We start from the raw sequence: 13,700 nt of genomic DNA, 5'->3' as shown, positions 1-13,700 counted from the left end.
CCGCCCAGGTCAAGGATGGTCTGTCCGTCTTCGATATCTCCGATGCCTCGGCCTTCGGCGGCAACATCCAAACCAGCCTTCGCTTCGACCGCAAGCCGGAAGGCTCGCAGGTCGAAATCCGGCTGCTGGCCTCCGACATCGACGGCGGCGCTTTTGCCACCGCGGCGGGGATGACGCGGCTGGTGCCGGTCGGCACGGGGACCGTCTCGGTGATCCTCAAGGGGCCGGGCAGAACCTGGAATTCCATCTTCGACAATGCCGACGGCTCGGTCTCGGCGACCTTCGGACCGGGTGCGTTGAGCAAGCTCAACCTGCCGGCCTTTCTCAAGCATACCGAACAAGGCGGCTTTTTCGCGCTCGACGACGTCTCCGACGGAACGCTGCCGATCGACGGCGCCGAGATCAAGGCCAGCATTTCGAAGGGCGTGGCACGGATCGACAAAGCCGAAGCCAATTCGGCGAAATATAAGATCTGGCTGTCCGGGATCGCGTCCTACGCCGGACGCGGACTGGCCCTGTCCGGCGGTGTCATTCAGCCGGACCAGGCGGCAACGCAGACCAATGGCCAGCAAGGCCCCAACCAGGCATCGTTCTTCGTTGGCGGGACCTGGAGCACGCCGTTCATTTCACCGATCAGCCGCGGCGTTTCGGGGGAATAAGGCAGCCGCGCTTTCCGTCTTCACCCGCGCTGTGCGGCCTGCTCGTCGAGTTGGCGCTGCACCTCACGCCGCTTGTTGGCAAGCGAGGCGATGATAACGCCGATCGCCACAACGGCGATCAGGATGGTGCAGGCGGCATTGATCTCCGGTGTCACGCCAAGGCGAACCTGGCTGTAGATCTTCATCGGCAGCGTCGTGGCGCCCGGCCCGGAGGTGAAGCTGGCGATGACCAGATCGTCGAGCGAAAGCGTAAAAGCCAGCATCCAGCCGGAGACGATTGCCGGCATGATCACCGGCAGCGTGATCTGGAAGAAGGTCTTCACCGGCGTCGCGCCAAGATACATACCCGCTTCTTCCCGCGAGCGGTCGAAGGTGATCAGGCGCGACTGCACGACGACGGCGACGAAGCACATGGTCAGCGTGATGTGGGCCAGCGTGACGGTCAGGAAGCCACGGTCGAGACCGACGGCAACGAAGAGCAGCAGCAGCGACAGGCCGGTGATGACTTCCGGCATGACCAGCGGCGCAAAGACCATGCCGGAGAAAAGCACCCTGCCCTTGAAGCGTGTGTAACGGGTCAAGGCGAGTGCCGCCAGCGTGCCGAGTACCGTCGCCACAGTGGCCGAGATCAGGCCAACGCGTGCCGTCACCCAGGTCGCGTCCATGAGGCCCTGGTTGTGGAACAGCGAGACGTACCATTTGGTCGAGAAGCCGCCCCAGACAGTGACCAGTTTCGACTCGTTGAAAGAGAAGACGATGAGCAGCACGATCGGCAGATAGAGAAAGGCAAAGCCAAGCACGATCGAGGTGATGTTGAAGCGGCTCCAGGTGGCGTTCATGAGGTCACCTGTCCATTTCCTGAGCGCGCGCCTGAGCCCGCTGGAAGAGCATGATCGGCACGATCAGCAGCAACAGCAGGATGACGGCGACGGCCGACGATACCGGCCAGTCGCGATTGGCGAAGAACTCGTTCCACAGCGTCTTGCCGATCATCAGCGTCTGCGACCCGCCGAGCAGATCGGGAATGACGAATTCGCCGACGGCCGGAATGAACACCAGCAGGCAGCCGGCGATGACGCCGGGCAGCGACAGCGGGAAGGTGATCTTCCAGAAAGCGCTGGTCGGCGGACAGCCGAGATCCTTTGCCGCCTCGATCAGCGAATAATCCATCTTCTCGAGAGCGGAATAGAGCGGCAGCACCATGAACGGCAGGTAGGAATAGACGATGCCGATGAAGATCGCCGTATAGGTGTTGAGGATGATCAGCGGCTGGTGGATGACGCCGGTGGCGAGCAGCAGCTGATTGAGCAGTCCCTCGGGCTTGAGAATGCCGATCCAGGCGTAGACGCGGATCAGGAACGAGGTCCAGAACGGCAGGATCACCAGCATCAGCAAGGTCGGGCGGATCGTCGCCGGCGCGCGCGCCATGCCGTAGGCGATCGGATAGCCGACGAGCAATGTCAGGACCGTCGAGATCGCGGCGATGATGACGCTGGTCACATAGGCGTTGAAGTAGAGCGCGTCCTGAGTCAGCCAGGTGTAGTTGTCGAGGCTGAGTTGTTTCAGCTGAGCCAGAAACCCGGAAATGCCGCCGCTGAAATCGAGTGCCGGCGTATAGGGCGGAATGGCGATCGCCGTCTGCGACAGCGAAATCTTGAAGACGATGACGAACGGAATGAGGAAGAAGAACAGCAGCCAGACATAAGGGATGATGATGACCAGGCGGCCAACGAAGGCAGCGCCCAGCCTGGCGAGGGCGGTTTTGCCGGCATTGGTTGCCGGAGAAGCTGATGTGGTGGTGACGGCGGCGCTCGACATGGTCGCCCCCTACCGCGTCAGCACGACGCCGGCGTCGGGCCGGAAGGAAACCCAGGCGCGGTCGTTCCAGCTCAGCGGATCCTCGGTGATGCGGGCCGCATTCATGGTGCTCGCGCGCACCACCTGACCGTCGTCCAGCCTGACGTGATAGACGGTCATGTCGCCGAGATAGGCGATGTCGTAGACCTCGCCCTCGATGGCGTTGACGGCCTCGGCCGGCTTCTTCGACGACACCTTGATCTTTTCCGGCCTGATGGCGAAGGTGACAGCCGTCCCGGCACTGGCAGCGCCGGCATTGTCGGTGCGGATGGTGATGCCATTGCCGGCGTCGATGCTGGCGCTACCGGCATCGCCACGCGCGATCTTGCCCTCGAACATGTTCACGTTGCCGACGAAACCGGCGACGAAGCGCGACCCCGGCGCCTCGTAGACTTCGGCCGGCGTTGCCACCTGCATCACCTCGCCCTTGTCGATGATGGCGATGCGATCGGCCATGGTCATCGCCTCCTCCTGGTCATGGGTGACGACGACGAAAGTCAGGCCGAGGTTCTGCTGCAGGTCCATCAGTTCGAACTGCGTTTCCTCACGCAGCTTCTTGTCCAATGCGCCGAGCGGCTCGTCGAGCAGCAGCACCTTCGGCCGCTTGGCGACCGAGCGGGCGAGCGCGACGCGCTGGCGCTGGCCACCGGACAGTTGGTGCGGCTTGCGCTTGGCGAACTGCTCGAGCTTGACCAGCTTCAGCATCTCGGCAACGCGCGACGCGATTTCGGGCTTCGGCATGCCGTCCTGCTTGAGGCCGAAAGCAATGTTGTTCTCAACCGTCATATGCGGGAACAGCGCATAGGACTGGAACATCATGTTGACCGGCCGGCGATAGGGCGGGATGCCGCGAAGATCCTGGCCATCGAGCAGGATACGGCCGGCCGTCGGCTCCTCGAACCCGGCAAGCATCCTGAGCAGCGTCGATTTTCCGCAACCAGAGGCGCCGAGCAGGGCGAAGAACTCGCGCTCGAAGATGGTCAGCGACAGATTGTTGACGGCGGTGAAGTCACCGAACTTCTTGGTGACATTGTCGAACTGGATGTATGGCTTGGCGTTCGGGTCGTTCCACGGCGCAAAATCCCTGCGGATGCTGCCAAGCGATTTCATGTCCCACTCCGTCCTGATTCTTGCTTCTTGCCAAAGAAAGAATGGTCCCGGCAGGTGGCTGCCGGGACCATGTCGGATTTGCTTACTGGCCAGTGACGATCTTGGTCCAAGTGCGCGTTATGACGCGCTGGGTCTTGGGATCGTATGGCGAGACGGTGTAGAGATTCTTTATCGTCTCGGCGTCGGGATAAACCGACGGGTCATCCAACAGTGCCTTGTCGACGAACTGCTGCGAAGCCTTGTTGCCGTTTGCGTAGAGCACGTAGTTCGACGACTTGGCGATAACTTCCGGCTTCATCATGTAATTGATGAACTCGAGCGCCTCGGCGACATGCGGCGCATCGGCAGGGATCGCCATCTGGTCGAACCACATCTGCGCGCCCTCCTTCGGCACGGAATAGCCAATCTCGACGCCTTGCTTGGCCTCGACCGCGCGGTTGCGGGCCTGGAACACGTCACCCGACCAGCCGACCGCCAGGCAGATGTCGCCATTGGCGAGCGCGTTGATGTATTCGGAGGAGTGGAATTTTCGGATGTAGGGCCGGACCTTGAGCAAAGTCTCCTCGGCCTTTGCGATATCATCAGGCGACGTGCTGTTCGGATCGAGGTTGAGATATTTCAACGCCGCCGGAATGATGTCTGCGGGCGAGTCCAGCACGTAGACGCCGCAGTCCTTCAATTTGGCAAGGCTGTCGGGATTGAAGAAGACATCCCAGCTGTCGATCTTGTCGGTGCCGAGTGCCGCCTGCACCTTCTTGATGTTGTAGCCGATACCAACCGTACCCCACATGTAGTTGACCGAGTATTCGTTGCCGGGGTCGTATTTGGCGGTTCGCTCGGTGACGGTGTCCCACATGTTGGAAATGTTGGGCAGTTTCGACTTGTCGAGCTTCTGGAACACCCCGGCCTGGATCTGGCGTGCAAGGAAATTGCCGCTCGGCACGACAACGTCATAGCCGCTGCCGCCGGCAAGCAGCTTGGTTTCCAGGATTTCGTTGGAATCGAACGTGTCATAGACGACCTTGATGCCGGTTTGCTTGGTGAAATCGTCAATAATCGAACTGTCGATATAATCCGACCAGTTGAAGACATTGACGACGCGATCCTCGGCATGACCGCCGACAGTGAAAAGCGTCAGAAATACCGAAGTCGCCGAAAGCCAGAGCGCTTTGCGGATCATACTATTCTCCTTTGGTGAGTGTTCCTTCGCCGGCTCGTCGCGGTTCCAGCGCGGCCGGGCATTTGTTTCAGGCTATTGAGCTTTCCAAAAGGCGACAAGCGTGAACTACCGGCGCTATGCAGGCAGTTCGATGAGCGGCAGGCGTTGCATCGTCGCTGGGACTCGTGTGGCGTGCAGATGCCTACATAGGCTTTCGCCGTGGCGCGGGCAGAGATACGACGATATGGTCCGGTCTCGATCTGACCGGCTGGGAGACTTGGCAAGATAGGCCTGTCTTGTTGTTGCCGTATTCCCAGCCTGCCCGCGCGGCAGCGACGTTGTCAATGGCAAAGCTGCAGGCCGCCTCAATTAGGCGACGGCACCCCGGTGACCCCCGCACGCTCGGGCCGTGTCTGGCGCTTGAATTCGAGCCCGATATGAACGAGCAGCGCCGTGACCACCACCGCACCACCAATGATGGTGCGCCCGGACGGCACCTCCGAATGGATGAGCCAGACCCATATCGGGCCGAGGATCGGCTCGAACGTGCCGAGCAGTGCTGCTATTGCCGCCGGGATCAGCCGCGCGCCGGTGGCGAAGAAGGCGAGGCCGAGGCCCAGATTGACCACGCCGAAGACGAAGAGAAAGCCCATGTCACTGGTCGACACAGTGAATGTCGATGCCTGCGAGGCGGCAAAGCCTGCCGCAAGCATGGTGCCGAGACAGGTCGCCGGCGTCATGCGCACGCTGGAAAACCGCCGGGTGATGACGGTGGCGATCGAGAACATGACCGCGATCAACAGCGCCAGCCCGTCGCCTATCGGCGAGACGGCGCCATCAAGCGATTCCGACACCATGATGGCGACGCCGGCAATGACGGCGGCGATCGCCAGCCAGGTCGCGACACCAACCCTTTCACGAAACAACGCCCAGGCAAACAGCGCCGCCAGCAGCGGCACGCCGGCTTGCATCAACAGGATGTTGGCGACGGTGGTGTAGGCAAGTGCCACGACGAACGCGGTCGATGCGGTGGCGAAGCAGACCCCGACGGCAAGGCCGGGCAGACCCATGTCGCGGAACATTTTCAACATGCCGCGCCAGCCGTCGCGCCAGACCATGAAGCCGATCAGGAAGGCCGCTGCCCAGACGGAGCGCCAGAAAATAACCGTCCAGCTGTCGCCGGTGGTGATGAAGCGGGCGATGGTGCCGCCGAAACTCCACATCAGCGCCGACAGGAAGACCAAAAGCATGCCGACACGCTCCTCGCGCGGCGAGACGGCTGGCGATGCGACGATCGGCGATGCGGTATCGATCATGGCTTCCACTGTCAGCGTTTTCGGCGCTGCACGATGCGCACTGGGCGACAGAAACGTGCCGTTTTCGCCTAATACATCGGCAACGGCTGGGCGTGATCCAGCTTCACGTTTCCCTTTGGCGCACTGGTCAGACGCCTAGACCAAATTCGCCCTGCCAGCGTTGTCTGATCATCCCTACCTAGGAGGAAGCCTTCCTGTTGCCCCGAATAAGCCGCCAAAGGCCGGCCAACGGAACCAGCAGAATCAGTCCGAATTTCTTCAAGGCGATGAGCGCCACCGCCAGAAGACCAGCCTTTGCCGCCAATTTCCCGGCGATGAGGCCGCCAATCCCAACCGCGGCGACGGTGTCGGTGCCGGGCAGGAAATCCGTGTATCTCTTGCCCGCGCTGAAGCCCGCCAGGCCAAGCACTTCATCCAGGCTCTGCTTTATCTCCGGCAACTGCTCCACATTGGCGATGTAACTCATCACGAAGACGCCCTCCCTGCCAAGGAAACGGACATCGTAGTTGAGCGTGTGGACGGCGTCGTTTCCGAACTGGAGTTCCTTGGCCCAATGCAGACGCTTGTTGACGGCATCATAGACTGGCGGCGAAGCCCAGCCGATCAACGTGATGGGCGGAAAACCGTCCTTCACCCGTTGATCGTTGCCCGACAAAGTATCGGCTTTCATGCTGCTCAACAGTTCGCTGTAATTGATGGAGGCAGCGTCACCGTCATCGACATAACCGATCTTTTCCCAGCGCAGCTCTATGCCCCAATTGTTGTCGGCGATGGGATCATAATTGCTCGGGAAGATCATGCCGATCGCGTCGGAACCGGCGTCGGGTGGGTTACCCCAAGCCTCGGTCAGGACCGAGACGGCGTCCTTCTTATTCAGAAAGTAGAACTTGCCCTTGAGATCGAGGTGAATGCCTTCGGCGAGGTCAATCGGTCCGGTCTTTGGATTTATCTTGTCCAGGAATGCCTTGCCGGCATCATTGTACTGTTTGTAGGAGCTGAAGAAATCCGAGGATTTTTCTGCATATGCAGATGAAGCTGAGAGGGCAAATGTCAGCCCAAGCCAAAAAACCGTCCTGCCCATCGCCGCCCCCCAGCCTTGCGCAATTCGTTTTTGATATCCCGTTGTCATTTCCGAATCAATATTTCGATCGACAATACTTTGCGGCGAAGGTCGGCAGCTTCTTCCGCAAAGCCGGATGACCTTCCTTGCAGGCTCGCGCCGCTACTGGAAATCGAAGGCGCTCAAGCCCGTCACCATCTCGTCGAGGCCGAGCGGACGCGTCACCGGCGGCTCGGCGCGCGCCAGACAGCCGACGCGCTCGCAAAGCCGGCAGGCGGGCCCGACCGGCGTCGCCGCGACACTGCCGGCCTTTGCGGTGACTGCCACACCAGGCAGTGCCGCGCCATAGACGATGTCGTCGCGAAAGCCGATGGCGCAGCCAAGCAGCAGCGCGGTGCGGCGCGGGCGTTCCGAGAACGCCCCTTGCGGTCCTTCCAGCGTGCGGGCGATGCACAGGAACTCGGCGCCGTCGGGCATTTCCACCGCCTCGACGAAGATCTGGCCGGGCTGGGTGAAGGCGACATGCACCGGCAGCTTGGGGCAGGCGCCGCCAAAGCGGCTTTGCGGAAAGCCCTGGCTGCCGACCTTGCGAAAGCGGTTGCCGGCATTGTCGACCTCCAGCATGAAGAACGGCACGCCTGAGGCACCCTGCCGCTGCAGCATGGTCAGCCGGTTTGCGGCCTGTTCGAAGGAGACACCGAAGCGCGAACGAAGGACATCGATGTCGTAGCGGGCGCGCACGGCAGCCGCATGAAAGGCCTGGTAGGGCATCATCAGCGCATGCGCCGCATAGCGGCCGAGTTCGAAGCGGGCGAGCCGGCGGGCCTCGTCGGTGGTCAGCTTGAGCGCCTGGATCTCGCCGGCGACCGCGACTGTCATCCGGATCAGACAGGCCTCCATCGCGACTTCGCGCAACTGGTCGAACGGCGACAGCCGCTCGGACAGGAACAGGCGCTGCGAGTGGCGGTCATAACGGCGACGCCAGTTCGGCATGGTGGCGACCGGCAGCACCTTGACCACGATGCCGTATTCGCGCTTCAGCCAGGCCTTCAGCGCTCCGAACAAATCATCGCCGGGATCAAGCAGCGACGTGAACGCCGCGGCCTCTTCCTCGATGGCTGCGAAATGGTTCGGCCGGCGCTCGAAGATCTCGTGCACCTCGTCGATCGGCAGGCGGGCGCCGGAAAGTGCTGTGGCCCGGCCTTCGCGCGCCAGAAGCTCATTGAGGTCTGACAGGCGCTCGGCCTGTTCGCGATAGGCGCGGAACAGTTTTATCACCGCCGCCGACGCATTGGGTGCCGCCTCGGCAAGCTCGATCAGTTCCTGATCACCGGGTAACTCGCCGACCAGCAGAGGATCGGTGAACACCTCCCTCAAGGCGGCGACAGACCCCCTTGCCTCGCCTTGCAGTTCGTGCGGATCGACCTTGTAGACGGACGCCAGCTTGAGGATCAGCTGCACCGTCAGCGGTCGCTGGTTGCGCTCGATCAGATTGAGGTAGGATGGCGAGATACCGAGGCCCTCGGCCATCGCCGTCTGGGTCAGGCCCTTGGCGTTGCGGATGCGGCGGATGCGCGGCCCGGCAAATATCTTCTGGTCAGCCATCGACTGTCCTTGACAGGAATTTACACAAGTTTCGCGGCAACCTCACTGCGTTGCCTTTTACAATCATGACAAATTTACAGCGCTCGCCTGTCAAACGCAACACAGGTTTTCTTTTATCTTTCGTCGATTTCCTTGATTTTTCTGGCCTGTTTCGCGCCGCAATGTAAATTCAGTCATATTCCGGCGCACAGATGATTGATGCCCGGACACGGGTGCAGCAATCCTTCGGAGTGATCAATGACTGATTTTTACAACCTCGTCCCATCGGCGCCAGAAGGTCGCTTCGACGGAATCGAACGGCCCTATTCCGCGGAAGATGTGAAGCGGCTGCGTGGCTCGGTGCAGATCCGCCAGAGCCTTGCCGAAATGGGCGCCAACCGGCTGTGGAAGCTCATCCACGAGGAGGACTTCGTCAACGCACTCGGCGCCATGTCCGGCAACCAGGCGATGCAGCAGGTGCGCGCCGGACTGAAGGCGATCTACCTGTCGGGCTGGCAGGTTGCCGCCGACGCCAACACGGCTGGCGCGATGTATCCGGACCAGTCGCTCTATCCGGCCAATGCGGCGCCCGAACTGGTCAAGCGCATCAACCGCACGCTGCAGCGCGCCGACCAGATCGAGACCTCCGAAGGCGGACTTTCGGTCGAGACCTGGTTCGCGCCGATCGTCGCCGACGCGGAAGCCGGCTTCGGCGGACCGCTCAACGCCTTCGAGATCATGAAGGCATTCATCGAGGCGGGTGCCGCAGGCGTCCACTACGAGGATCAGTTGGCATCGGAAAAGAAGTGCGGCCATCTCGGCGGCAAGGTGCTGATCCCGACCGCGGCGCACATCCGCAACCTCAACGCCGCACGCCTGGCGGCGGACGTGATGGGCACGCCGACCCTGGTCGTCGCGCGCACCGACGCGGAAGCCGCCAAGCTGCTCACCTCCGACATCGACGAACGCGACCAGCCTTTCGTCGACTACGGCGCCGGGCGCACAGTGGAAGGCTTCTACAACGTCAGGAACGGCATCGAGCCCTGCATTGCCCGCGCCATCGCCTATGCGCCTTACGCGGATCTGATCTGGTGCGAGACCTCGAAGCCCGATCTGGCGCAGGCCAGGAAATTCGCCGAGGGCGTGCGCAAACATCACCCCGACAAGCTGCTCGCCTACAATTGCTCGCCATCGTTCAACTGGAAGAAGAACCTCGACGACGCGACGATCGCCCGGTTCCAGAAGGAGCTCGGCGCCATGGGCTACAAGTTCCAGTTCATCACGCTCGCCGGCTTCCACCAGCTCAACTACGGCATGTTCGAACTGGCCCGCGGCTACAAGGCAAGGCAGATGGCGGCCTATTCCGAGCTGCAGGAAGCGGAGTTCGCGGCGGAGGCCAATGGCTACACCGCGACCAAGCACCAGCGCGAGGTCGGCACCGGCTATTTCGACGCCGTGTCGATGGCGATCACCGGCGGCCAGTCATCAACCACCGCCATGCATGAATCGACCGAGCACGCGCAGTTCAAACCGGCCGCGGAATAAAGACCACAGAAATACAGAGGAAACGCCCAACAGGGCTTGGGACACAAGGAGAAGACCAATGGCATCGATAAGCCGTGTCAAGGAACGCGCCGAGGAACAGTCCACGACGATGAGCGTCGACCAGCAAGCGACGATCCGCATGCTGGCCAACGATCTGCACCGCCTCAACCAGTCGGTGATGAAGGCGGTCGAGGCAGGCGTCTCGGTGGAACTCGTGCGCTCGGCACGCCATCACGGCGGCGACGGCAACTGGGGCGATCTGCTGATCCCGGTGATCGTCACGCAGCAGGGCCACGGCTAATCGCAATCCGTGCAACCGCCCCTTCACCTGCGCGGCTTCTGCGCAGGTGAATTCTCTTTTTATGAAATGCCGGTGTGGACAGTTCAGTACAGTAGCGTTGCTTGAAATTCACTGCTCGGAGTATGAATTCGGGGTCTTTTATTTCAACTTGACATGGACCACGATCTCACGCCAATTGCGCCCCAGATTCAACTCTGCATTGAAATGGGGGCGAGCTTCTTGGTCGACTTGTGTGCCCAGTGAATCGTGAAGGCGAGACTCCAAGACATCTGAATGGGGTGACCCGCGACGCAAACATGGAGGCGATCCGTGATCCGTCGCAAGTGCTTGTCGTCTGCAAATCGCCAATCAATCGCGTGGTGATTTCGAAAATCGTCGAGCGATCCGGGCTCAAGCCAATCTCGGAATCTCCCGACACGGCGGTAAGGACCTTGCGGTCCCTCATTCCCGGTGCGGTTGTCCTTGACGGCGGCGCCGACAACAAGGACTGCGACAATCTTATGTCCAGCATCGGCGCGTTGCGGCGCGCCTCGGGCAAATCGCTGCCACCGGTGATCCTGCTTTCGACCAAAAATGGCACTACTGAAAGCCTGGGCCTGTCTGACATCATCGACGTGGTGGTCGCCAAGCCGATCACGCCCGAACGGCTGCAACCGGTGATCGATCGCTTGGTAGGCCGCTAAAGCATAGGCGGTTCCTGGGATCAGCCTTCGCCCACGATGCTTTCAACCAATTCCGGCAGTTGTCCGAGATCGGATATCTGGCGGAACCTCGATTCGGCCACCGGAGCCTCGACATGCTCGAGCACCCAGGTCAGTTCATGCGGCACATGGACACCCCAACCGCCGGCCTCGATGGCCGGCACCACGTCCGACTTCAGCGAGTTGCCGACCATCATGCCTTTTGCCGGACCATCGCCGTGCCGGCTTAAGATCCTGCCATAGGTGGCGGCGTTCTTGTCGCTGACGATCTCGACCGCGTCGAACAATTCGCCCAGGCCTGACCCGGCCAGCTTGCGCTCCTGGTCGAAGAGATCGCCCTTGGTGATCAGCACAAGGCGGAATGCGCCGGCAAGGTTCTCGACCGTCTCGCGCGCATGCGGCAAGACCTCGATCGGATGGCTCAGCATCTCGCGGCTGGCATCGAGAATCCCCGATATGACCGAGGCCGGCACGCGACCTTGAGTGACCTCGATCGCCGTTTCGATCATCGACAGGGTAAATCCCTTGATGCCGAAGCCATAGACGGCAAGGTTGCGCCTTTCGGCCTCCAGCAATCGCGCCGAGATGTGCTCAACTTCGCCATGATCGGCAAGCATGGCGGCAAAGTGCTTCTCGGTCAGACGGAAGAACTGCTCGTTCTGCCAGAGCGTGTCGTCGGCGTCAAAGCCGATCGTCGTCAGTTTGCCGTCGTGCCGCATGCAATTTCTCGATTAAGACTGGGGTCTCGATTGGGATCGGGATTGCGGAAATTAAGCCGATTGGCGCGATTTTCAATCGTGTCGGCCAATGCCCGACGCGGCTCCCCTTCCCTTCCATGGAGGGGCACGGCTATACTCCACAATCCGCAACCCAATCTGGTGAATGATGCCGCCTGCAAAAAAGGAAGTCCGTCCGTCGAGCCGCGGAGGACGCGCCCGCACGCCTGCCTTCGTGAAAAACCAACGGGGCGTCAAGAACTGGAAGGAAGTCAGCGCCTGGCTGGAGTGGCGCGGCATCGAGGACATCGAGTGCATCACGCCTGATCAGGCCGGTGTCGCGCGCGGCAAGATGATGCCATCGAAGAAGTTCACCTCCAACACCTCGCTGGCACTGCCATCGGCGGTCTTCATGACGACGATTTCCGGTGGCTACCCCGAGGATGGCAACGGCTTCCATTATCCGGAAGACGACGGCGACCTCAAACTGATGCCGGACCTGTCGACGCTGACGGTGGTGCCCTGGGAAGAAGACCCGACGGCCGCGGTCATCTGCGACCTCGTCCACCAGGATGGACGCTCGGTCGAGTTCACGCCGCGCAACGTCTTGAAGCGCGTGGTTGCCGCCTATGACAAGCTCGGCCTGAAGCCGGTGGTGGCGCCCGAGATCGAGTTCTATCTGGTGCGCAAGAACCCCGATCCGGACTATCCGCTGACCCCGCCTGTGGGCCGGTCCGGACGCGCGATCGGCGGCGGCGCCGGCTATTCGATCGCCGGCGTCAACGAATTCGATGAACTGATCGACGACATCTACCATTTCTCCGAAGGCCAGGGCCTGGAGATCGATACGCTGATCCATGAGGAGGGCGCCGGTCAGCTGGAGATCAATCTGCGCCATGGCGATCCGATCGAACTGGCCGATCAGGTGTTCATGTTCAAGCGCACCATTCGCGAGGCAGCGCTGAAGCACGAGATCTATGCCACCTTCATGGCCAAGCCGATCCAGGGGCAGCCTGGCTCGGCCATGCATATCCATCAGTCGATCATCGACAAGAAGACCGGACAGAACATCTTTTCGGCGGCTGACGGCTCGGAAACCGAAAACTTCTTCCATTTCATCGGCGGCATGCAGAAGCATGTGCCGAACGCGCTGGTGATGTTCGCGCCCTATGTCAATTCGTACCGCCGGCTGACCCAGGCGGCGTCGGCGCCGGTCAACAACAAATGGGGCTATGACAACCGCACCACGGCGTTTCGCGTGCCACGCTCGGACCCGGCGGCACGACGCGTCGAAAACCGCATCCCCTCCTCCGACGCCAATCCCTACCTGGCGCTGGCTGCATCGCTTGCCTGCGGGCTGATTGGCATCACCAACAAGATCAAGGCCGAGCCTCCGGTGCTCACCACCGCCAATGCGGACGAGATCGATCTGCCGCGCAGCCTGCTCGAAGCCGTCGACCTGTTCGAAGGCGATCAGGAACTCTGCGCGCTGCTGGGCAAATCCTTCGCCGCGACCTATGCGGCCATCAAGCGGGCAGAATTCGAGACGTTCATGGAAGTGATCAGCCCGTGGGAGCGGGAGTATTTGTTGCTCAATGTTTAGCGAATAGCGAATAGCGAATAGCGAATAGCGAATAGCGAATAGCGAATAGCGAATAGCGAATAGCGAATAGCGAATAGCGAATAGCGAAT

The 13,700-nt window shown here is 61.2% G+C and carries 12 protein-coding genes and 1 pseudogene; 5 read left to right on the top strand and 8 right to left on the bottom strand.

Features of this window, described 5'->3' with window-relative positions:
- Positions 1 to 659: pseudogene (locus tag NKJ06_RS30935) on the top strand (AsmA family protein); the annotation flags it as partial.
- Between the two features lie 20 nt (positions 660 to 679).
- Here NKJ06_RS30935 and NKJ06_RS30930 read toward each other — a convergent pair.
- The 7 genes from NKJ06_RS30930 to NKJ06_RS30900 form a co-directional block, all read right to left on the bottom strand.
- Entirely contained in the window at positions 680 to 1,498 is an 819-nt protein-coding gene (locus NKJ06_RS30930) for an ABC transporter permease (protein ID WP_352811840.1), read from the bottom strand.
- Positions 1,499 to 1,502: 4 nt separating this feature from the next.
- A complete protein-coding gene (locus NKJ06_RS30925; protein ID WP_352629626.1) occupies positions 1,503 to 2,477 on the bottom strand; it encodes an ABC transporter permease subunit in 975 nt (324 codons plus the stop codon).
- 9 nt (positions 2,478 to 2,486) lie between these two features.
- Complete coding sequence (locus NKJ06_RS30920) at positions 2,487 to 3,626, bottom strand: ABC transporter ATP-binding protein (protein ID WP_352629628.1); 1,140 nt, start codon at positions 3,624 to 3,626, stop codon at positions 2,487 to 2,489.
- Positions 3,627 to 3,708: 82 nt separating this feature from the next.
- Entirely contained in the window at positions 3,709 to 4,806 is a 1,098-nt protein-coding gene (locus tag NKJ06_RS30915) for a polyamine ABC transporter substrate-binding protein (protein WP_352629630.1), read from the bottom strand.
- Between the two features lie 344 nt (positions 4,807 to 5,150).
- Positions 5,151 to 6,101 (bottom strand): DMT family transporter, encoded by a 951-nt coding sequence (locus NKJ06_RS30910; protein WP_352629632.1) that lies wholly within the window; start codon positions 6,099 to 6,101, stop codon positions 5,151 to 5,153.
- Between the two features lie 178 nt (positions 6,102 to 6,279).
- Complete coding sequence (locus tag NKJ06_RS30905; RefSeq protein ID WP_352811837.1) at positions 6,280 to 7,182, bottom strand: DUF2167 domain-containing protein; 903 nt, start codon at positions 7,180 to 7,182, stop codon at positions 6,280 to 6,282.
- 141 nt (positions 7,183 to 7,323) lie between these two features.
- Positions 7,324 to 8,766, bottom strand: coding sequence for a helix-turn-helix domain-containing protein (locus NKJ06_RS30900; RefSeq protein ID WP_352811836.1), 1,443 nt, complete (start codon positions 8,764 to 8,766; stop codon positions 7,324 to 7,326).
- Between the two features lie 237 nt (positions 8,767 to 9,003).
- On the opposite strand from NKJ06_RS30900, the gene aceA reads away from it, so the two are divergent.
- The 3 genes from aceA (at position 9,004) to NKJ06_RS30885 (ending at position 11,274) form a co-directional block, all read left to right on the top strand.
- A complete protein-coding gene (gene aceA, locus NKJ06_RS30895; RefSeq protein WP_352629637.1) occupies positions 9,004 to 10,290 on the top strand; it encodes an isocitrate lyase in 1,287 nt (428 codons plus the stop codon).
- 58 nt (positions 10,291 to 10,348) lie between these two features.
- Entirely contained in the window at positions 10,349 to 10,591 is a 243-nt protein-coding gene (locus NKJ06_RS30890; RefSeq protein ID WP_352629639.1) for an SMc00767 family acetate metabolism repressor, read from the top strand.
- 296 nt (positions 10,592 to 10,887) lie between these two features.
- Positions 10,888 to 11,274 (top strand): response regulator, encoded by a 387-nt coding sequence (locus tag NKJ06_RS30885; RefSeq protein WP_502905660.1) that lies wholly within the window; start codon positions 10,888 to 10,890, stop codon positions 11,272 to 11,274.
- Positions 11,275 to 11,294: 20 nt separating this feature from the next.
- Here NKJ06_RS30885 and NKJ06_RS30880 read toward each other — a convergent pair whose 3' ends face one another.
- Positions 11,295 to 12,011, bottom strand: coding sequence for an HAD family hydrolase (locus NKJ06_RS30880; protein WP_352811834.1), 717 nt, complete (start codon positions 12,009 to 12,011; stop codon positions 11,295 to 11,297).
- A gap of 163 nt (positions 12,012 to 12,174) precedes the next feature.
- Here NKJ06_RS30880 and NKJ06_RS30875 point away from each other — a divergent pair, with 163 nt between their 5' ends.
- Positions 12,175 to 13,611, top strand: a complete 1,437-nt coding sequence (locus NKJ06_RS30875) for a glutamine synthetase family protein (RefSeq protein WP_352629645.1) — start codon at positions 12,175 to 12,177, stop codon at positions 13,609 to 13,611.
- The last annotated feature ends 89 nt before the right edge of the window (positions 13,612 to 13,700 follow it).

The sequence above is a fragment of the Mesorhizobium sp. M0293 genome (assembly GCF_040321735.1).
Taxonomy (GTDB): Bacteria; Pseudomonadota; Alphaproteobacteria; order Rhizobiales; family Rhizobiaceae; genus Mesorhizobium.
The sequence above is the reverse complement of the archived record's forward strand: the minus strand, read 5'-3'. Positions and strand labels throughout refer to the sequence as shown.

Coding starts and splice junctions, on each gene's coding strand:
- NKJ06_RS30930 (WP_352811840.1), bottom strand. CDS start 1,498: ATGAACGCCACCTGGAGCCGCTTCAACATCACCTCGATCGTGCTTGGC.
- NKJ06_RS30925 (WP_352629626.1), bottom strand. CDS start 2,477: ATGTCGAGCGCCGCCGTCACCACCACATCAGCTTCTCCGGCAACCAAT.
- NKJ06_RS30920 (WP_352629628.1), bottom strand. CDS start 3,626: ATGAAATCGCTTGGCAGCATCCGCAGGGATTTTGCGCCGTGGAACGAC.
- NKJ06_RS30915 (WP_352629630.1), bottom strand. CDS start 4,806: ATGATCCGCAAAGCGCTCTGGCTTTCGGCGACTTCGGTATTTCTGACG.
- NKJ06_RS30910 (WP_352629632.1), bottom strand. CDS start 6,101: ATGATCGATACCGCATCGCCGATCGTCGCATCGCCAGCCGTCTCGCCG.
- NKJ06_RS30905 (WP_352811837.1), bottom strand. CDS start 7,182: ATGGGCAGGACGGTTTTTTGGCTTGGGCTGACATTTGCCCTCTCAGCT.
- NKJ06_RS30900 (WP_352811836.1), bottom strand. CDS start 8,766: ATGGCTGACCAGAAGATATTTGCCGGGCCGCGCATCCGCCGCATCCGC.
- aceA (WP_352629637.1), top strand. CDS start 9,004: ATGACTGATTTTTACAACCTCGTCCCATCGGCGCCAGAAGGTCGCTTC.
- NKJ06_RS30890 (WP_352629639.1), top strand. CDS start 10,349: ATGGCATCGATAAGCCGTGTCAAGGAACGCGCCGAGGAACAGTCCACG.
- NKJ06_RS30885 (WP_502905660.1), top strand. CDS start 10,888: ATGGAGGCGATCCGTGATCCGTCGCAAGTGCTTGTCGTCTGCAAATCG.
- NKJ06_RS30880 (WP_352811834.1), bottom strand. CDS start 12,011: ATGCGGCACGACGGCAAACTGACGACGATCGGCTTTGACGCCGACGAC.
- NKJ06_RS30875 (WP_352629645.1), top strand. CDS start 12,175: ATGATGCCGCCTGCAAAAAAGGAAGTCCGTCCGTCGAGCCGCGGAGGA.